Origin of the sequence: Planktothrix pseudagardhii (genome assembly GCF_904830925.1) — a bacterium.
Lineage (GTDB): Bacteria > Cyanobacteriota > Cyanobacteriia > Cyanobacteriales > Microcoleaceae > Planktothrix > Planktothrix tepida.
In genome coordinates this window covers 5,930,630-5,949,597 of record NZ_LR882967.1, presented here as the reverse complement: position 1 = coordinate 5,949,597, position 18,968 = coordinate 5,930,630, and the positions used below count along the sequence as shown (strand labels likewise).

The 18,968-nt window shown below is 38.3% G+C and carries 18 protein-coding genes and 2 pseudogenes; 10 read left to right on the top strand and 10 right to left on the bottom strand.

Features of this window, described 5'->3' with window-relative positions; genetic code table 11:
• Positions 1-12: 12 nt before the first annotated feature.
• The 3 genes and pseudogenes from NMK36_RS25750 to NMK36_RS25740 form a co-directional block, all read right to left on the bottom strand.
• Positions 13-1,470: an N-6 DNA methylase gene (locus tag NMK36_RS25750; RefSeq protein WP_072717863.1), complete on the bottom strand. Its 1,458-nt coding sequence runs from the start codon at positions 1,468-1,470 to the stop codon at positions 13-15.
• 57 nt (positions 1,471-1,527) lie between these two features.
• Positions 1,528-1,991: pseudogene (locus tag NMK36_RS25745) on the bottom strand (adenylate/guanylate cyclase domain-containing protein); the annotation flags it as partial.
• 85 nt (positions 1,992-2,076) lie between these two features.
• Entirely contained in the window at positions 2,077-5,817 is a 3,741-nt protein-coding gene (locus tag NMK36_RS25740) for an MHYT domain-containing protein (protein WP_254174955.1), read from the bottom strand.
• A gap of 291 nt (positions 5,818-6,108) precedes the next feature.
• Here NMK36_RS25740 and NMK36_RS29055 point away from each other — a divergent pair.
• Both NMK36_RS29055 and NMK36_RS25735 read left to right on the top strand, forming a co-directional pair.
• A pseudogene (locus tag NMK36_RS29055) lies at positions 6,109-6,153 on the top strand (hypothetical protein); the annotation flags it as partial.
• A complete protein-coding gene (locus NMK36_RS25735; protein ID WP_254174954.1) occupies positions 6,142-6,366 on the top strand; it encodes a WD40 repeat domain-containing protein in 225 nt (74 codons plus the stop codon). The pseudogene NMK36_RS29055 and the gene NMK36_RS25735, both read left to right, overlap by 12 nt.
• Positions 6,367-6,450: 84 nt before the next feature.
• Here NMK36_RS25735 and ureE read toward each other — a convergent pair whose 3' ends face one another.
• On the bottom strand, positions 6,451-6,894 hold the full coding sequence (gene ureE, locus NMK36_RS25730; protein WP_072717868.1) for an urease accessory protein UreE: 444 nt from the start codon (positions 6,892-6,894) through the stop codon (positions 6,451-6,453).
• A 294-nt stretch (positions 6,895-7,188) separates the two neighbouring features.
• Between ureE and NMK36_RS25725 the strand changes: the two genes are divergently transcribed.
• The 6 genes from NMK36_RS25725 to NMK36_RS25700 all read left to right on the top strand — a co-directional run bounded on the left by NMK36_RS25725 (position 7,189) and on the right by NMK36_RS25700 (position 13,323).
• Complete coding sequence (locus tag NMK36_RS25725) at positions 7,189-7,866, top strand: response regulator transcription factor (protein WP_072717869.1); 678 nt, start codon at positions 7,189-7,191, stop codon at positions 7,864-7,866.
• Positions 7,832-9,196, top strand: a complete 1,365-nt coding sequence (locus tag NMK36_RS25720; protein ID WP_254174953.1) for a sensor histidine kinase — start codon at positions 7,832-7,834, stop codon at positions 9,194-9,196. Before NMK36_RS25725 ends, NMK36_RS25720 begins: the two co-directional genes overlap by 35 nt.
• A 237-nt stretch (positions 9,197-9,433) precedes the next feature.
• Positions 9,434-9,877, top strand: coding sequence for a hypothetical protein (locus NMK36_RS25715; RefSeq protein WP_072717870.1), 444 nt, complete (start codon positions 9,434-9,436; stop codon positions 9,875-9,877).
• 481 nt (positions 9,878-10,358) lie between these two features.
• The gene (locus tag NMK36_RS25710) at positions 10,359-11,060 is read left to right on the top strand and encodes a hypothetical protein (protein ID WP_254174952.1); all 702 of its coding nucleotides are present in this window, start codon (positions 10,359-10,361) and stop codon (positions 11,058-11,060) included.
• Positions 11,061-11,304: 244 nt separating this feature from the next.
• Entirely contained in the window at positions 11,305-12,318 is a 1,014-nt protein-coding gene (bioU, locus tag NMK36_RS25705; protein WP_072717872.1) for a (S)-8-amino-7-oxononanoate synthase BioU, read from the top strand.
• Between the two features lie 489 nt (positions 12,319-12,807).
• Positions 12,808-13,323: a DUF3122 domain-containing protein gene (locus NMK36_RS25700; RefSeq protein ID WP_083579898.1), complete on the top strand. Its 516-nt coding sequence runs from the start codon at positions 12,808-12,810 to the stop codon at positions 13,321-13,323.
• A gap of 10 nt (positions 13,324-13,333) precedes the next feature.
• Here NMK36_RS25700 and NMK36_RS25695 read toward each other — a convergent pair whose 3' ends face one another.
• From NMK36_RS25695 to NMK36_RS25670, 6 genes are all read right to left on the bottom strand, one after another.
• Positions 13,334-13,666: a hypothetical protein gene (locus tag NMK36_RS25695; RefSeq protein WP_072717873.1), complete on the bottom strand. Its 333-nt coding sequence runs from the start codon at positions 13,664-13,666 to the stop codon at positions 13,334-13,336.
• A gap of 192 nt (positions 13,667-13,858) precedes the next feature.
• A complete protein-coding gene (locus tag NMK36_RS25690; RefSeq protein WP_254174951.1) occupies positions 13,859-14,935 on the bottom strand; it encodes a hypothetical protein in 1,077 nt (358 codons plus the stop codon).
• A gap of 79 nt (positions 14,936-15,014) precedes the next feature.
• Positions 15,015-16,016 (bottom strand): hypothetical protein, encoded by a 1,002-nt coding sequence (locus tag NMK36_RS25685; RefSeq protein WP_072717875.1) that lies wholly within the window; start codon positions 16,014-16,016, stop codon positions 15,015-15,017.
• Positions 16,017-16,082: 66 nt separating this feature from the next.
• Positions 16,083-16,448: a hypothetical protein gene (locus NMK36_RS25680; RefSeq protein WP_072717876.1), complete on the bottom strand. Its 366-nt coding sequence runs from the start codon at positions 16,446-16,448 to the stop codon at positions 16,083-16,085.
• Between the two features lie 163 nt (positions 16,449-16,611).
• Entirely contained in the window at positions 16,612-17,307 is a 696-nt protein-coding gene (locus NMK36_RS25675) for a hypothetical protein (protein WP_072717877.1), read from the bottom strand.
• Between the two features lie 106 nt (positions 17,308-17,413).
• Entirely contained in the window at positions 17,414-17,674 is a 261-nt protein-coding gene (locus NMK36_RS25670; protein WP_072717878.1) for a hypothetical protein, read from the bottom strand.
• A gap of 319 nt (positions 17,675-17,993) precedes the next feature.
• Between NMK36_RS25670 and NMK36_RS25665 the strand changes: the two genes are divergently transcribed.
• A complete protein-coding gene (locus tag NMK36_RS25665) occupies positions 17,994-18,332 on the top strand; it encodes a helix-turn-helix domain-containing protein (RefSeq protein WP_072717879.1) in 339 nt (112 codons plus the stop codon).
• Complete coding sequence (locus NMK36_RS25660; protein ID WP_072717880.1) at positions 18,333-18,968, top strand: ImmA/IrrE family metallo-endopeptidase; 636 nt, start codon at positions 18,333-18,335, stop codon at positions 18,966-18,968.

Here is an 18,968-nt window from a genome sequence, read left to right as displayed (position 1 = left end):
ATGAAGACCTACCTAAAAGTTAATTTCCTCACCTAATTCTTGCAGAATTCCCTGCAACTCGGCGATCGCAGCTTCCAATTCACCTATTGCTTCTTGGGCTAAGATAGCAGGTTCGGGTAAATTATTGTTATCATCTTCGCTTTCATTGTTAAGCCAGGAGATATCTAGATTATCCCCTCGTTCAGCAATCCAGTCACGGGAAAATTTTCTAAAGCGTCCTTTCTCTCCAGTATCAGTGCGTTTAGCTAAACTAACTGAACTACCGAAGGGATCATCACCAAAGGCTGTTTCAAACTCCTCAAAATGTTGACGCATCAGGGATGTTCGCTTACCAAATTGGGGAGTATTAGCACGCAGGTCATACACCCAAACTTCTTTGGTATTACCCTTTTCTGTCTTCCCACGAGTAAAAAACAATACATTGGTTTTGACACCCTGAGCATAGAAAATACCAGATGGCAACCGCAGAATTGTATGAAGATTGCATTTGTCCATCAAGTCAGTTCGGATCTGTCGTCCCACATTACTCTCAAATAGCACGTTGTCAGGAAATACAGCCGCAGCGCGACCACCCGGTTTTAAGCCTAGATAAATGTGTTGTAAGAAGCAAAATTGTTTGTTGCTGGTGGAAAAATCAAAATCTTTTCGGTCAGGTAAACCCCCACCTTTTTTGCTACCAAAAGGTGGATTTGTAAGAATTAGAGTTGCTGGCGGTAAGTTTTTTCCATCGGATGAAAGTGTATCGCCATAACGAATACCTGTGCCTTGCGGATTAAAATCGAGTCCATGCAGCATCAAATTCATTAATGCTAAACGGTGTGTGTCTGACACAAGTTCCATTCCGTAGAAAGTATTGGTGTGATATTTTTCTTTTTGCTTTTTAGTCCAACTATTGGGATCGCTATATTCTCGAATATATCTATCAGCAGCAATCAAAAATCCACCCGTACCAGCAGCAGGGTCTTGAATGATATCTTCTAAGGTGGGACGCATGACATGAACCATACTGTCAATTAACGGACGTGGCGTAAAATACTGACCTGCACCAGCCTTTGATTCATTGGCATTTTTTTCAAGGAGTCCTTCATATACATCTCCTATACTTTCCCGTCGCGCATTGTACCAATCAAGCTTGTCTATTTCATTAACAAGTGTAGAAAGCGTATTTGGTCTATTGATAGAAGATTTAGCATCTGCAAAAATTGCTTTGACAATGACAGAACCATCTTTCTCTAAGTGATTCAGAAGTTGCTTATAAAATTCAAGCTGTTCAGATTCTGGCTTGGTTTTCAAATCGTCCCAGCGATAACCCTCTGGAATCAGACTTTCAGTTCCCGTTTCCTTAGCCATCTTGAGAAACAGTAAGTAGGTTAGCTCGATCATGTATTGATGAAAGGATATCCCGCCGTCCTTGAGGACGTTACAGAGATTCCAGAGCTTGGCAACAATGTCGTGGGTGGCAGTATTCATAAGGTTATATTATACATCTTCTTTAGCCAAATACCTTTTGATGTTAGACATTAGGTGTTAATGGGGATATGTATCTATTAACCAATAAGTTGTCATTTCTCCTTTCCCTTTGACTTCAACTTGTCCCCGTTTTTCAAAATTATAGCGATGTTTTAACCGTTCATAGGTATTTTCTGTGACTTGAATTTTACCCGGTAAACCTGATGATTCCATGCGATAAGCAACATTTACAGCATCTCCCCACAAATCATAAATAAACTTTTTAACGCCAATAACTCCAGCAACCAATGACCCTGTATTGATGCCAATTCGCATTTGTAAAGGTTCCTGATATTTAGCTTGAAAATGAGCGATCGCTCCTTGGGTTTAACCCGAGTAGATAAGGGAGTAAAACCAACAATATCAGCAAATAAAATCGTGACTTCATCGAATTGTTCAGCAATAGCACTGGTATCTGTTTTTAAGCGTTCCGCAATAGTTGCGGGTAAAATATTAAGTAATAGTTGCAAGGCTTCATTTTGATTTTGTAGTTTTTTCTGGAGAACTTTAAGTTGTAATTGAGTTTGAATACGAATTAAGACTTCTTCGGGTTGATGCAGGGTTTTATCATTTATATGCTTCGGTAAATTTTAAAATAATTTGAAATTGAAAATTTTGAGTTAAATCTTTCAATTTTTCAATTAACGCTTGATTTTCAGGGGGAATTTGATCAATTAAATCTAATATTTTTAGATCGCTTCCTTGAGCAGCGGCACAATAGAGATGACTCTGCCACTCTGGAGACATTGTGTTCAGAAGATCACCCAAATCTTCTGCTGAACTTTGAGGATTTGTGGGAACAGCTTTTTCGAGTAGCAATTCATCCTGTTGATACAAATATTTTACACCTAAATGTTGATTAATTTTATCTAGTAAATGATCGGCTTTGAAGGGTTTAGCAATAAAATCCTCACAACCCGATGTTAAAATTTCTTGTTGATTTTCCTCAAAAACACTCGCTGTTAAAGCAATGATTTTAGTTTGTTTTCCCAGAGATGTTGCTTTGATTAAAGCTGATGCCGTTAACCCATCCATCACGGGCATTCTCACATCCATTAAAATTAAATGAGGTTGCCAAGCTTCCCAACAATTGATGGCTTCTTGACCATTTCCAGCTTGTTTAATTTTAAACCCAATTTCTGATAATAATTCGCTTAATAATAAACAGCTATCCAAATTATCATCTACAAGTAAAATTCGATATTCAGGTTGGTTCGGTGCTAGGGAAATCACCTTAGATTTATTAGCATTGCAGGAAAATTCACAAGACTCTAAAAAATGAGTCGGAATTTCAAACATAAATAAACTTCCGACTCCCAGTTGACTACTGACATGAATATCTCCTCCCATTAGTTGTATATATTTTCGACTAATGGCTAAACCCAATCCTGTTCCTTGATTAGAATTCCGTCCTGATTCTGTTTGCTTAAAGGGTTCAAATAGTAACTGTATTTCTTCAGGAGAGATTCCTAATCCTGTATCTTCAACTTCAAATAAAATAAACTCCGATTTTTCCTGAGAAGAAGAATTAACCGAAAGATTTTCCAGGTCAATATTGGCTGAATTCCCATCCTCTGATTTAGGAGAAGATGAAGATTCAGACTTAAAGATTTGATATTCGCGTCTCACTCTTAATGTAACTTGACCTTGGGTTGTAAATTTAATCGCATTGCTTAATAAATTTAATAAAACTTGTCGCAATTTTCCTTGATCCGTTTGCAAATAACGGGGTAAGTTAGGTGCATATTGAAATTTTAATTCTAACCCTTTAGATTCTGCTTTCATCTGCAACATTTTTCTTAACCCCTCTAAAAGATTAATTAAATCAAACTGATGCTCATTAAGGGTTGTTCTTCCCGCTTCTATTTTAGACATTTCTAAAATGTCATTAATCAACGTTAATAAATGTTCACCAGCATGATTAATAATTTCCAGATACTGATGATGCTTTGGGGATAAGATCGCATCTTCATTCATCAATTGAGTAAACCCTAAAATGGCATTTAAGGGAGTTCTTAACTCATGACTCATATTCGCTAAAAATTCTGATTTTGCCTGATTAGCGGCATCAGCAGCAGCTACTGCTTTTTGAAGTTCAATAGATTGTTTTTGGGTTTTTTCTAATAATTCAGCTTGTTGTAAAGCCACCCCTAATTGATTACTAATTTGCACTGCAATATTAATTTCTGCCTGTTTCCACTGACGGGAACTAGAGTTTTGATAGGTGGCGAGTAATCCCCATAATTGATGGTTAGAAAAAATGGGTACGATAATATAAGCTCTGGCTTGGAAACTTTCTAATAACTGAATGTAACATTCGTCAAAATTAGCTTGATAAATATCTGGAACAGCCCGGTAATTGACTCCCTGACTATACAATCCTCCTTGGGTGGTTTGAAGATAAGTATCTTGGATGACAGGGGATAAATAATTAGGCTTGGATTTACTCTCAAATAATTTAACAGTACACCGTTCATTCGCAACAGCATTTTCTTGGAGTTTGAGATGATAATTTTGTTCTTCAAATAAAGAAATCCATCCCGCATTAACGGATTCTGCAATGAATTCCCCACTCCAGTCAGGACGAAAACGATACACTACAACCCGATCACAATTAATCACTCGTCTTAATTCTGAAGCGGTGGTGGAAAAAATGGTTTTGATATCTAAGGTTTGGCGCATCCGTTGGATGGCTTTTGCTAACGCTTGTTCTCGTTCTAAACTTTCTTGTAATGCAATTTCAGTATTTTTGCGATTGGTAATATCTTCAGAAATACACAGCATATGAGTGGTTTTTTGATGGTTGATAATAGGGATTTTTAAAGTTCTTAATAAAATGTCACCCTGAGCCGGAGTCTGAATTAAAATTTCAGGAATTTCTATCGGTTTTTGGTGAGTTAAAGCCTCTAAAATATGGGAACGAAAATGCTGGGCTTGTTTTTCAGGTAACAGATCATAAATGTTTTTTCCTAAGATTTGATCGCGGCTAACTCCAAAGATTTTTTCACTGGCTTTATTCCAAAGAACAAATTGAAAGTCACTTTCAACATTTTTAACATATAAAGCCAAAGGAATATTCTCAATAATCGTATTTAAAAATTGTCGTGATTTTGCTAATTCTTGATCCAGGTTTTTGCGTTCTGTGATATTATTAAAGGTACAAACAATCCGTTCTAATTTTTGGTCTTCATTGAACTGAGGATCAATATTCAACAATAACCAATGAATGGTTGTAGAATAGGGTTGTTGATCCAGTCCAAGAATTAAGTTGCGGATGGGTTGACCTTGGGCGATCGCTTGATGAATGAAATCCATTTTTTCCCCCAAGGGTTTGCCCTCTTCATTGAGAAGTTTCACGGGCAATGAAAATAGATTTTTTCCCTCTAATTGGGGTTCAATGGAAAATAACAAATTTTGAGCAAATTGATTACTTAAAATAATCTCTCCTTGGGGCGTTAACAATAACACGCCAACCGGCATTTCTCGAATCAGAGAACGAAAGCGTTTTTCACTTTCTTGCAGGGCATTTTGATATAGTAATTGAGTGCTATAGCGTTGATCTAACAAAGACGTGACTAAAGTTCCCACCAACAGCATTAAGGTCACGATTCCAATTTGCAATGCTAACCCTGAATGGGCAGAAATTTCCTCAGAATTGAGCGTAATAGAAGACTGTTCAACAATGTTAGTCGCCCACATTCCCGTGTAGTGCATTCCACTGATAGCAATGGCCATGACCACGGCACTGCATCCCTTAATCCAATTAAACCCAGAGGTACCCGAATGCCTTAAGTAAAACGTCATCCCCAAAGCAGCAATTGAGGCAAAAATGGCGATGGCGACAGACATCAGAACACGCCCTAAATTGTATTCTATCACGGTGCCTGGAATCATCATGCCAGCCATTCCAACATAGTGCATGGACACAATGGCTAATCCCAAGACCACCCCACCGGAAAGAACTCCGAGACTGAGTTTGGGTCGATTCCATAACAGCAACGCCAGCCCAGAGGCGAACACGCCCACCCCCCAGGATAGGATAGTGATCTTGAGGCTGTAGGTCACGGGGAGGGGAAGTTGAAACGCCAACATCCCGATAAAGTGCATTGACCATATCCCTGTGCCCATCGCCAGTGAGCCTCCCCAGGCCCAGATGAGACGCTTTTGTAGGGGTGACTCTGGAGTAACCCATCCGGTTATATCCAACGCCGTATAGGCGGCAATCACCGCAATTAAAAAAGAGAGAACCACTAAAGACGGTTGATAATGACCTTGAATCACCGTCATCATGACTAATAATTCGTGCATTGTTTAGGGGTGAGTGAAATCAAAGGGTATTAACTGCATCATAGCTAGATTCCTTTGCCTCCCAGAGTAAACATTGAAGCGCAATAAAGCCGAGGTTTAGGTAAGCAGGAACAAAAAAAGTAGATAACATCATCCTACGGGCGAAAGTTTTGCTCAAGGAAAGTGTAATTTGAAACCCATTCTTAGAAGAGATCGCTTAAATATTATCTTGACCTAACAGCTTAAATTCAATTCCCATAGTTGTTTCAGAACAATTCGTTTTTGTCAAGTGCTTAAAGTTAACTTCTTTTCAGGTTCCTGGCATCGGGAAGTGTAGATAATACGGTGAAGTTATGGACGTTGGAAGGAAAGGAACTCACAACTTTGCGAGGATATAGTGGGGCTATTCGGGGATTAACTTATAGTCCCGATGGTCGTTTTGTGGCATCAGTTGGAGAGGATGGTAACTTGATTCTCTGGAATGTGGAAAGCGTTTTAAATGTAGATTTATTGAGTTATGGCTGTAATTTTGTTCGAGATTATTTAACTGATCACCGACTTAAGATGTAAGAGATGATGCTTATCGATTTAACTCAATTGATGAGTGCTTTCCGGGAGCTAATCGTTCTTGAATTTTTCTAGGAAGGCAGGATATCAAGATGAATGATGATGTCCATAAGCACCTCGTTCAGGATAAAAAGCAGCAGTTTCTTCTTGAAGGGTTAATCCCATTTGCACTAACATTGAAGATAATACAGGATCGGGTGAAAATCGTAAATAGTTTGAGGTAATTTCTAAAGGAACATGACGATTTCCCAAATGATACGCCGCTTTTAATAAATCAAGGGAACAGTTCGCCGTCACGGTGATAATGGGTTCTGGTTTAGCAATGACTTTAGCCCAATAATCTTGAGTATCCGAGGTTAATAAATCCCCTTCCTTTAAAACTATTCCTCTAGGTAGACGAATATAATAGGTTTTACCCTCTAAAGTTTCAATATACTGACGAGCTTTGGTTCGTTGTTCAGCCGTTAAAGGTAGATAAACGTTAACGCATTGATTGTCATGGGCTAGATGGGATTGGGTAAAAACAATCATAATAAAATTTAATAGGAGCTTGTTCTCAATTCAGAATCAATGTCATTATAAAGGATAGATGAGGATGCTAGAGAAATAATTTTTTTATTGCTTTCCATTTTGAGTATTATTTACCGGGTCGCTCTATTCAATCCTTGATTCTATTTTATCGAGGGTTTGAGTTATAATGGAAGTGAAACTTCCTAAATCTTTTGCAAATTCAACAATACCAACCCTTAGCTTTATATTATCAAGTCCAATTGTTTTATTAAAATTGTAAAATTAAAGTATACCCTTTGGATTATGAGTCAATCCATGAAGTTATTGCTGGTTGAGGATGATGAGCGAGTCACGGAAGCACTGGTTGAATATTTGACGGATCAACATTACTTAATTGATATTGCACACGATGGAGAAATCGGTTTACAAATGGCAGAGAGTTCTAATTATAATCTAATTATACTGGATGTCATGTTACCGAAACTCGACGGAATTACAATTTGTAAACGTTTACGAGAAAAAGGTTATAATACGCCCCTCTTAATTTTAACAGCGAAAGATACAAGAACGGATAAAATTCTAGGCTTAGATGCAGGGGCGGATGATTATGTCGTTAAGCCCTTTGATTTAGAGGTTCTCTCAGCAAGAATTCGAGCATTACTTCGTCGATGGGGAGAAAGTTTACCTCCAGTTCTACGATGGGAACATTTACAACTTGATCCGACTTCTTGTGAAGTGACTTATCAAGGTAAACTTCTCTCTTTAACCCCTAAAGAATATCGATTACTTGAACTTTTTCTTAGAAATGGTCGTCGTGTATTTAGTCGCAGTGCCATTTTAGATTTACTTTGGTCATGGGAGGAGATTCCGACAGAAGCAACGGTTAAAACCCATATTAAAAGTTTACGCTCTAAACTCAAAGCGGTTGGTGCTCCAGGTAATTTAATTGAAACGGTCTATGGTTTGGGATACCGGCTTAAAGAAAACTCGTGATTTTAATTTTAGATATTTAAGATGGCATTTATTACTGTCTTATTTAACGGTAATGGCAGCAATTCTATTCTTGTTTGCCATCGGCGTTTATCTATTTTTTAGTTATAGTTTTTATCAGCAATTAGATGAAAAACTTCGAGCTTTAGCCCAATCTGCTGCCCCTTCCTTGAGTGAAGTAGAAAAACGAGGGAATGAATATTTAGATCAAATGTCTGTTTTTCCTTGGCGAGATTTATTTAACCGTGATCAACAAAGTTTAGAATGGTTTAATGCCAAGGGAGAATTATTAGCTAAAAGAGGAGAATTAGTCTTGTATTTTCCTCCTAAACCCGGTGTTTCTAAGATTCGCTTATCCAATCATCCCTTTGCCATTCATACCTATACCATTTCTGTCTTTACAAATTCATCCAATAAAAAAACCATTTTAAAAGGGTTTATTCGCGCTAGTCAATCAACTGAATCTATTAAAGTTTCTCAAAAACAATTATTATTATGGTTAGGAATTGGGGGATCTCTAGCGTTAGGATTAGCAGGAATTGGCGGGTTATGGTTAACCCAAAAAGCCTTAAAACCCATTGAACAAAGTTATAAACAACTCAAACAATTTACTGCCGATGCTTCCCATGAATTACGCAGTCCTTTAACCGCCATTAAAACCTCTGTGGATGTGATGTTAACTCATTTAGAACGCATTCATCCCAAAGATCTCAAAAAACTCTCCGCCATTAGTAGTGCTACCGTTCAAATGAATCATCTCGTCGATGATTTATTGTTTTTAGCCAGAACAGATGTTTCAGCCTCTAAACTTTCTCATGAATGGCTACCCATTAAACTCCATGAACTTTTGCAAGATGTGATTGATTTAATTGCACCTTCTGCTCAAGCAAAACAAATTCGCTTCATTTCCCATGTTTCTATCCCTTTAATGATTCACGGAGACCGCAATTGCCTCTGCCGTTTACTTTCTAATTTATTAGAAAATGCCATCCAATATACCTCAACCGGGGGTAAAATTACCGTATTTTTAAAGAAGCAAAATCGCTTTGCTGTTATTACCATTAAAGATACAGGAATTGGAATTGCAGAGGAACATCTACCCTTCATTTTTGACCGTTTTTGGCGGGCAGATAAAGCGCGTTCTCATCGGGAAGGCGGCACCGGGCTAGGGTTGTCCATTGCTCAAGCGGTGGCCCTCCAACATGGAGGTAAAATTACTGTTGCCTCTAAATTAGGGGTCGGGAGTTGCTTTTTTGTCCATTTACCCCGTATTTCTTCAACCATAACAGGGGCAAATTTCCCGAAGAACTCTGACTTCAACTCTTTAACTTAAGTCATCTTTCCCAGATCTTCACTTTTTAGGTTTAAGTTAAAACTAAGTATCAACAATCGATGAATCATTGTTAAAAAAGTTTATGAAAATTAAATTTTTTTTACATCACCTCTGAAGTTTGGGTAAGCGCCCCTACTGGGACTTACCCCCCACTCTCCTCTTTTCTACGGAGAAAAGTTTGCAAGTTGCCTTTCCTGTATCGGTTATCCGTCCCCCTATCTGGCTTTTAGTTATCCTATGAATACTGTCGTTTCCGTCAATTGTAACTGTCAATTTCATCAAGAAATTTATGTTTTAATCAGCCAAATCGAACACAAAATTAATACTATCAACTCTGGGAATGAATTACCGATTTCTTGGCGAAATCAACAGGATAGAATCACCACAGAATTAGCAAAAGTTGGACGATTATTGGATTTATACAAACTTCAATGCGTCGATAAAAATTCCAAAACCAATGAACAGTTTATTCAAGGCTACCAAATGGGAAAACAATGTAATCAAGTTTTGTATGATGCCTCTCAAATTCCCATTCAAGAAGTCAAAATGGCATTAGCTTTAGATCTCAATCAAAATCCGATTCCGCCTTATCTAATGGGAATTCAAGTGGGGTGGAGATTGGGAGTTGTCGAACAAAGTTTAACTCGATTTTTACCAGATGAGAAAACGAATATTGCTTGACTTCGCTTATCATCAACCGAAGGAACGGGTGTGAAGACTTGATTTCAATTAGAGTGTTATGGGATATCTAATCATGAGCTTGATTTTTGCCAAAAGCCTTGATATATTTAGGGTTTCAACGATTTTAAAGTTTATTTTTAATTTAAGAAAAGATTTCTGGATTTTATTAAAAATTAAACCCTTTCTAAAGATAGATAGGATCTTATTTCTCCCGACAGATTAATTGTTAAAAGTATTTTGGATATCTTTAAAAAGATCGGGATCAGGGTTCATAACCTTTAGGTTTCAAAACCAGGGTGAGCAAAGGAAATCAATCCTTATTATTGTTTCCTTTGGCTTTTAGTATCCTTATTTTTTTGCATTTTAAGAGCAGTGTTTATTCCTTTAACCTTTAGAGCAAACCCAAGCAATAACCCATCTATTCCCGATCAGTTCATCTAAATCATTCATTTTCTATTAAAATGAACCTGGGGAGAAATGTATGAATAATCAAACTCGAAATAATTCCTATTCTAATCGGAATACTCCTTCTCAACACGGATATACTCCTGACTCAGTACGGGATGAATATATTCGTCAAACCGAAAGAACAAAAGCCAACAATGAAGCGGCGTGGGGTACTTTAATTGGAATTGGAATTGCTACCTTATTAGCATTAGGAATTGGTTCTCTGGTTTGGCCGAGTTTATTTAAACCCAATGACCCTCAAGCTCCCACCGTTGGGCCAGAACAAACCGAATCCAATACCCCTAAGACTGAACCGAGAACCCAAGAACCTCAGCGCGATACGGTGATTATTGAGAGAAATAGGACTCAAGTGGTTCCGGTTCCCGTGGAAACCCCCCAACCTCCGAGCCCCGCGCCGACACCGAATGTTAACGTTACGGTTCCCCCAGCCCCTCAACCTGCGCCTAATGTTGATGTGACCGTTCCCCCAACTGCACCGAATACCGCACCGAATACCGACGGAACGTTATTGGATACCAATCCTAGACCCACTTCTGACCCATCGGTTCAACCGCCCAGAGCTTCGAGCACCGAGGGGTCTGGGGAAACGGAAACGACTACCCCCACTGAACAACCCCAAAGTCGTCTCGACTCCACGACCCCTGATGAGTTAGTGAGTACAACCCAAACTCAAACCGGAAATTCACCAGCATTATTCCAGGGTCGCCGTGATTAACCGTTGTTTTCTCCTGCGGGTAGAATAACCTAACCCCCCAGCCACCTTTGCGACAAGGACATGGGGGGTAATTTATTGTTATTTTCCATTCCCTATGGAAAGGGGTTATAGTGCTAGGCATGACAGTTAGGACACTTTTTAATCTAGCAAACCCTTTCACTGCCTACTGTTCCCTGTTCCCTGTTCCCTGTTCCCTGAGTGCGTAGCACTATAATAAAAGATTGTCTAAATTTAATCAGATGTCATGAGTCCAGTAATGGTTAATTCAGGTTTGTCTCCGATTCGGGTTGGAATTTTGGGGTTTGGCGGTTTAGGACAGGCAGCAACACGGGTTTTAGCCGGAAAACAGCAAATGCAGTGGGTGGCTGTAGCCGATCAAAAAGGATATGCTTATGATGCCCAGGGGCTGAACCCGAATCGCTGTATCGAGGTTTACCAATCTCAAGGGTCGGTGGGGTATTTAGAGCCAAATGGTGTTCTCAGTCATCAAAGTATTGAAGAGTTAGTAAAAACAGCCCCAGACGTTGATGGCTATTTTCTAGCTTTGCCAAATTTACCGAATGATTTTATGGCGAGTGTGGCTAAAACCTTTATCCGCTTGGGGTGGAAAGGGGTGTTAGTCGATGCGATTAAACGTACCAGTGCTGTTGAATTATTATTAGATTTAAAAGAAGAGTTACAAGCGGCTGGAATTACTTACATGAGCGGTTGTGGTGCGACACCAGGGTTATTAACCGCCGCCGCCGCTTTAGCCGCCCAAAGTTATACGGAAATTCACAGCGTTAAAATTACCTTTGGAGTCGGAATTGCTAATTGGGAAGCTTATCGCGCCACCATTCGAGAAGATATTGGTCATTTACCCGGTTATACCCTTGAACAAGCGAGAGCCATGAGTGATGCGGAAGTGGAAGCTTTATTAGATGAAACCAATGGGTTATTAACGTTAGAAAATATGGAACACGCCGATGATATTATGTTAGAATTGGCGGGGATTTGTTCACGCGATCGCGTTACAGTGGGGGGTATTGTTGATACTCGCAACCCGAAAAAACCTCTAAGTACAAATGTTCAAGTTACAGGTCGGACGTTTGAAGGAAAAATTTCTACCCATACTTTTACGTTAGGGGATGAAACCAGCATGGCGGCTAACGTTTGTGGGCCGGCTTTTGGATATTTGAAAGCCGGAATTCAACTGCATCATCGCGGAATTCACGGTTTATTTACGGCGGCTGAAATTATGCCTCAATTTGTTCGTTAAAACTGAATTATTGTCCCAGAAACCGGGTTTTTGAAGTGATCTTAATATATGATAATTAACCTCAAAGATAAACCCGGTTTCTAAGATTCTACCATCCCTTCTTTAACCTTCATGCTAACGCTCAACTATGCCTCTATATGAACGAGTTTTATTACTGATTATTTATACTTGTTTGACATCTTTAATTGTGGTGTTTTCTCTCTGTTTAGGTTACGCTATGATACATTTTACCTTGTTTGGTTCCTTTCGCTGAAGAATTTTAGGGTTGTGGGCGATCGCAATGTTTTTAGGATACTAAAGCGCGTATGAATCTTTAAGTTTATCGGCGGTATAAAAACAATGTTGCAAATATATTAGCAAGCAAAACTAAAGTGATGAATTACTTGCAGATTCATTTGATGTCAACCCAACTTGACAAATATAACTCAAAAGATATATAATTTATAAACATACAATAATTGCCTAATTTTCTTAACTAAAAATAATAAAATGATGTTTAGATTATTAACCCGAACTCTAGTGATTGGGATAACTTTATTTTTTTTAATATTAGGAAGTAATTTTTTCATCCCAGAACCTGCCAATGCTGCTATTCTAAAACAACAAGAATCCCCCGGACAAATGTTGTATCAATCCCGTCATAGCTTCCGCGATGAAACTGGAAAATCTTGGCAAGTTGTTCTATTTAAACGAGTGAAGAATGAGCAGGTTAACACTATAGATTTACGCCTAGTAGGATTTCCTGATCAAGCTGTATTTATTCATCCTAAAGGATTAGAAATTATCACGGCTCAAGGCAGACTTTTTCAAGCTGAAGATCAATTTGCTAACAATGCACCTGCTCCTAATGTGGGTGAATATAACCTCAAGAAAATTTTACCCCAACTCTCCTCAACGGAACAGGTTAAATTAAATTTACCGTTAAAAGATAAACAACACAGTTTAACTCTTCCTGCTCCTATCATTTTAGAGTGGAAAGAATTGATCAACGAGGAGAACTCATAAAAATTAATCTTCAAATGTTAGGGGGGTTTAAAAAATGTAAATCCAAAACTTTTTTAATCGAATCACTTAACAGTTGAACTTGATTTTCGCCCAAGGTTTCACTTGAATTTAATTCTGGTTCTGACACCATTTCTGTTAGTTGAGAATGAATTTCAGGATTAACATCACAAAACTCGATAATCGCTTCTGTAACCGATTCAATCCGTTCGGGTTCGGGTTCTGTTTCTGAATCATCCAAAACCGTTTCTAATCGAGTTAAATCTTTTAAAATTTCTCCTTGAAATAGTTCGGGTTTATGAGTAATAATATCGGAAAAAAAGGTAATAACCTGTTCGGATTTCATGGGAGTGAGTATCCTTACTAAAATTTACAAACATTTATTGATACTAGATTAGCAAGATTTAGCTATAAATGGCAATAAAAAATGATTTTGTTTCAAAAATCCATATCCTCGGTAGAGACGCGCCCTGTAGAGACGTGCCTGAGCGTAGCGATGCCCAAGACTATTGGCACGCCTCTATAGGTGAATTAAATCTTATTTCCCTTTATTAGGGTTTTTAGCTTGTTCTAAGGCAATTTCTTTAACGGCTTGGAAGGAACTGACGTTAGAAGCACCTTCAATGGCTTTGACTGCTAAATCTTGAACCTGTTTCAGTGCAGAATCTAATTGTTTCGATAAAGTTTGTAGACGAGTATCTTGACTTTGAATGGTTTCCATTAAGGACTTAACGCGCAATTCATAATATTGTTTCTGACCCTCCACTTCTTTTGCAAATAAATCGGCTTTAATTTTAGCTTGATAATTCCCAATATTGCGTCCTTGATCTTTTCCGCTTTTAATACTATCTTCTAATTTTTGAGGAAATTCTTCTACTTTAGCTTTAACCTCTGCATAAATTTTTTCTCGTTCAGCAATTATTTTTTCCCGTTCTGTCCATTGTTTTTCCTGTTCTTCTTGCAAATCTTCAAGCTGTTTATATAGGTTTTTCTTTGTTTGTGAATAGGTATCGTTATCGACATCTCGTTGCACTTGCAAATTATAATCATAGGTTTCTTGATCTCGAAATCGAGATTTTTTATAGGTTTCATTCCGCTCTTTAACAATGCGTTGATGTTCTTCCTGTTCTTTTTGCCATGCTTTTTGTTGTTCTTGAATTTCCTGTTCCAAGGTTTCTCGTCTTAAACTTAATTCCTCATCAAAGGTTTTAGCACTTTCTTCATAACGTTCAACTAAATCATCTAATGTATCATCGTCAACGTTTTCTAAATCATGTAATTCTTCTAATTGTTGCAATTCATGATTAACAGTTTGTCGCAATTCTCCTAATTTCACGGCTTCTGAAGTTAACGCTTCTGATAATTCACTCACCGCACTTCCAAACCCGGTTTGTAATAACAATAAATTCTCAATAGTTTGCTGCATTTTTGGCTTTTTCACAGCAGATGTAGTGGTCATCGGTTTAATTTCCTCCTTACGGGTTTGTTGAACTTGATTTTGAGTAGAACTCAGCTTTTTAATCTGCGCTTCTAACGCATTTTTTTCTTCATTTAATTCTTTATAAGCTTCCAAAATTTCCGCTTTTGTATTGCGGTCATTCATTTTTTTTGTCATAGTTTATGCTTCCTTTTTTTGTTTATATTTGTAGAAAAATCGTGCTTTTGCAAAATACCAGAATATTGATTTTCAATCTCTATTTATTGCCAGTATTAGCAGTAGTTGAACTAGAAAAAGCTCGCATAGCTAGATCTTGAGCTTGTTTTAATGTTTCTTGTAACTGAGTTGAAATTTGGGTAATTTGTTCATTTTGTCGTTGAATAGTTTGTTCTAAAGATAGAACTTGTAACTCATAACCTTGTTTTGTAGATTCCCATTCTTTTGTCAATAAATCAGCTTTAACCTTGGCTTCTCGTGTTGCTTCTTGAATCGCTTCTTCTTTAGCCGTATTAAAGGCTTGTTTCAGTTCTTCTTCATATCCTGCCACTTGCTGTTGATGTGCTTCAAATTCTGCTTGATTTGCCCTTAGAACTCGTTCCCGTTCTGTCCAATTTTTCTCTTTATCTTGATTTAATTCTTGTAACTCTCGTTCTAACTTCCGTTTCATGTCTTCATATTCATCAGTTTCAATGCGTCGAGTTCGTTCCAATTCATAGTTATAATCTGCTTCTGCTTGTTCACGACTGCGCGTTAAACGTTCTGTTTCCTCTTCAAGTAATATGTCAAATTCCTGTTGTTCTTTTTCCCAAATTTTGTGCTTTGTTGTTATATCTTTCTGCAAACTTTCTTGCTGAAGCGTGACATTATGTTGTAATAAACTTAACTTTTCCTGATGTTCTTGCGTTAAAATATGAAGCGAATCAGCAACAATGCGAATTTTATGAATTTCTTTTAACTGTTGAGTCTCAATTTCAATTCCTCGTTTTAACTCCTCTAACTTTGTAGATTCCGTTCGTAATTTTTCGGTTAATTCTGTTATAATAGAACCAAAATCAAGTTGTAAGTCCGCTAACCCTTTAACAATACTATCAACAGTATAGGTTGCTGCGGTTTCTAAGATTTGCTTGCCTTTTTCTTGTTCTGCTTCCTGTTCCTTCGTGGCAACTTTCGATTCAATTCGTTTTTGTTCTGCTAAAATTTGTTGAAAGGCAGCTAACAGTTGTGTTTTGTTGCTAGGGACAAAAGAGGAATGGGTCATAAAAATTTTCTCCGATTACGAAATAACTAATTAGATTAATTACAATTCGGGCTATCCAGTGGGGAGTTAATTGCGTTTTCGCAGTTGAGTAACAATATCTTGATATTTTTCAGTGGATTCTGAATCAAGATTTGTCGGGTTTTTAGCAAGGGCTTGCAAAATTTTCTGACAATTTTGACAACGATTTCCTTGCCAACAATAGCAATCTTTAACCAAGTTTAGCAATAAATTTTGCAATTGTTGATTTTGATCTAACAACGCTTGATAATTCCGTTGAACCGATTGAATGACTAAGAATAAATGCTTAAAGTCTTCCCCGATGTTTTCCAAATCCTGCATCGTATCTTGACGCACTTGATTCGTTAATTCACAGGTTTTCATTAATTGATGCTCAATGGAATTAGGAGGGTTTAATTTGATCGTTTTTTTCATGTTTTCCTAGAACGAAAAAATCGCAGTGATGATACCCAGCTTTTAAACATCGGTAAAGTTCTATAACACCTGTTATAAAAACCGATATTGTAAGGACGGGAAAAATACCTAGATTGATAGAACCCGTCCTCACCTAATGTTGGGGTAAATTCCCCTACAATACTTACGCAGAAACTTGAGTTAAAGCCGGAGGTAATGCGGTATCTTGTCCTGAATTTAACATCAATTCAGAATGTTCTTCTCCTTTGGCATAAGCCACCATTAAACAGGCAATTTCATGGGGAGGTAAGTTATCTAAACACACCATTTTTCGGGTTCCTTCCAAGTCAATCATCCGCGATAAATTACTGGGATCTGATAAAACTGCCGCCGCTTGTTCCACCACAGACCAATCAGTCCGTTCCTGCCAAGACCATTTTAAACTATAATAATTAATGGGTTTTACGACTCCATTCTCATCGGGTTTTTGACCGGAATGCTTGGTAAATTCAGGAACAAAAATTCCCGTTGCAGGTTCAACACCTCGCGCTTGAACAGAAGCCACTAAACGGTTAAAATCACTTAATCCCCGTGATTTTAAATACGTCACCATCACAACCCCTTTTGGCAGTTCTCCTGATTCCGCGACAAACCAAATTTGACCCCATAAAGTATGTTCTGTTTGTCCTAAACTGCCAAAAAATTTGCTAAACTTAAGAATGGTCATGGAACATTTAGAACCATAATCTGTATCCCCGATTGTCCACTGTCCCGCCTGACAATTATTGCGAACTGAAATGGGGATTTCAGGAACTAATAAAGCTTCTTTGGGTTTGGCTCCAAAAACGGTAAAAGTTGCTTTTTCTAATGTTTTTGTCATTTTATTTCCCTTTATTTTCTGAAATTTAGACGCAATTTTCTGGATTAGGGCGAGTAATTTGAGTTTAAATTTCCTCGCCCTAATTTTGTTTTAATTCGGTAATATTCTATCGAATTAAATGGGATTGTTTTTCCGGTTCAGGATAGGAATACAATGCCTCTTGTTGAGCTTTAAGAATGCGTAAAGCTGCTAACAAATGCTCTAATAAATGGGTATGAGCGGTGGTAAAATGAATACTAAATCCTTCCCCATCCCGTGCATAACCCGGACATATTAACGATGCTGAACCTTGTTCTTCATGGGTAGTAATATAAAGCCAATCATCGTCTTCTAATTTGTAGTGTGTATCTGTCCAAGTTCTGAGCATGGCAGTTTTCCTCCTGTATGGATTTTGGGTTTTTGATCAAAACCTCAATCCCAAATTGATGGGGTTAGTACACTACCTGATCAAGGTTGAATGATCTCGATGGCTGCAACAAACGCTATGGGAGACGTTTGGGTATTGAACTTTTGTTCAACTAACCCTATCTTAGTCAATGTTGACTCAATCGTCAAGTCTGAGATCAAAATTTTTTACCTTGATTTCCCAATCTCTACCTTCTTCCGGCGTGTAAGCAGTAGACTGGTTGTAGCGGGTTGAAATTTTCTTCAAACCAGCGTATTATGGGAGTCAGGAGGAATGTATTGTGGAACAAACCTTTGGAAAGCTAATTCGTCAGGCTCGTAAAGACAAAGCCTACTCACAGCGTCAGTTAGCGGCGTTGTTGCAAGTGGATTTCACCTATTTATCGAAGCTAGAGAATGATCGCGCGGACTACCCGCCTAAAGAAGATGTGATTCGGGGGTTGGCGCGGAATCTGGGTTTAGATGAGGAGGAGTTAATCTTCTTGGCGGGGCGAATCCCTCAGCATTATGAGACATTTCTCAAAGAAAATAATAAGAGCATGACGGCATTATTCCGCCGAATGCAGGAAAATCCCAACTTTGCCCAACAAATTTTTGAGGCTGTCCGGGAGGTTGAATAAGTGAGTATCCTAAAGCCGTACCGCTTTTATCGTCGAGAGTCGATTGAGCGTCGGGCAAATGAGATTTTGCGACGGATGCAAACCACGCCAAATTTTGCCCCAGAGTGGCCGTTTGAGGCTTCTTTCGTGGCAGATTTCCTCGATTTAGGAGTGGTGTGGGATTGCATTCCCCCCGATGAACAGGGGGCGATCGCGGCTCGAATCTTGCCAACGGAACGACTCATCGAAATTAATGAGGAAATTCAAGAAAAACCCAAGGGCTTTATTGAGTCTACTATTGCCCATGAAATCGGTCATTGGGTATTACATATTAATCATGATCAATTAGAGTTGGGAGTATCAGAATCTTCGGACAATCAATCGGATGAACCCTTTGTTTGTCGAGGTGCTACGGTGGAATCTCATCTCGCTTCGATTGAATGGCAAGCACAATATTTTGCCAGTTGTTTATTAATGCCTCGCCATGTCTTAGATGAAAAACGCCAAGGTCGAGATTTAACGCAATGGCGACACCTTTATAAAATTAAAGATGAGTTGGGGGTGAGTATTTCTAATTTAACGAATCGTTTACAAGAATTGGGTTGGATTTCTATTCCCAAAGGGGAACGCACAATCTACCCCGGAAAAGCCGCTTAA

Excerpts from the sequence above, each read along its gene's own strand:
- NMK36_RS25750 (WP_072717863.1), bottom strand. The coding sequence starts at position 1,470 with ATGAATACTGCCACCCACGACATTGTTGCCAAGCTCTGGAATCTCTGT.
- NMK36_RS25740 (WP_254174955.1), bottom strand. The coding sequence starts at position 5,817 with ATGCACGAATTATTAGTCATGATGACGGTGATTCAAGGTCATTATCAA.
- ureE (WP_072717868.1), bottom strand. The coding sequence starts at position 6,894 with ATGATTGTTTTTACCCAATCCCATCTAGCCCATGACAATCAATGCGTT.
- NMK36_RS25725 (WP_072717869.1), top strand. The coding sequence starts at position 7,189 with ATGAAGTTATTGCTGGTTGAGGATGATGAGCGAGTCACGGAAGCACTG.
- NMK36_RS25720 (WP_254174953.1), top strand. The coding sequence starts at position 7,832 with ATGGTTTGGGATACCGGCTTAAAGAAAACTCGTGATTTTAATTTTAGA.
- NMK36_RS25715 (WP_072717870.1), top strand. The coding sequence starts at position 9,434 with ATGAATACTGTCGTTTCCGTCAATTGTAACTGTCAATTTCATCAAGAA.
- NMK36_RS25710 (WP_254174952.1), top strand. The coding sequence starts at position 10,359 with ATGAATAATCAAACTCGAAATAATTCCTATTCTAATCGGAATACTCCT.
- bioU (WP_072717872.1), top strand. The coding sequence starts at position 11,305 with ATGAGTCCAGTAATGGTTAATTCAGGTTTGTCTCCGATTCGGGTTGGA.
- NMK36_RS25700 (WP_083579898.1), top strand. The coding sequence starts at position 12,808 with ATGATGTTTAGATTATTAACCCGAACTCTAGTGATTGGGATAACTTTA.
- NMK36_RS25695 (WP_072717873.1), bottom strand. The coding sequence starts at position 13,666 with ATGAAATCCGAACAGGTTATTACCTTTTTTTCCGATATTATTACTCAT.
- NMK36_RS25690 (WP_254174951.1), bottom strand. The coding sequence starts at position 14,935 with ATGACAAAAAAAATGAATGACCGCAATACAAAAGCGGAAATTTTGGAA.
- NMK36_RS25685 (WP_072717875.1), bottom strand. The coding sequence starts at position 16,016 with ATGACCCATTCCTCTTTTGTCCCTAGCAACAAAACACAACTGTTAGCT.
- NMK36_RS25680 (WP_072717876.1), bottom strand. The coding sequence starts at position 16,448 with ATGAAAAAAACGATCAAATTAAACCCTCCTAATTCCATTGAGCATCAA.
- NMK36_RS25675 (WP_072717877.1), bottom strand. The coding sequence starts at position 17,307 with ATGACAAAAACATTAGAAAAAGCAACTTTTACCGTTTTTGGAGCCAAA.
- NMK36_RS25670 (WP_072717878.1), bottom strand. The coding sequence starts at position 17,674 with ATGCTCAGAACTTGGACAGATACACACTACAAATTAGAAGACGATGAT.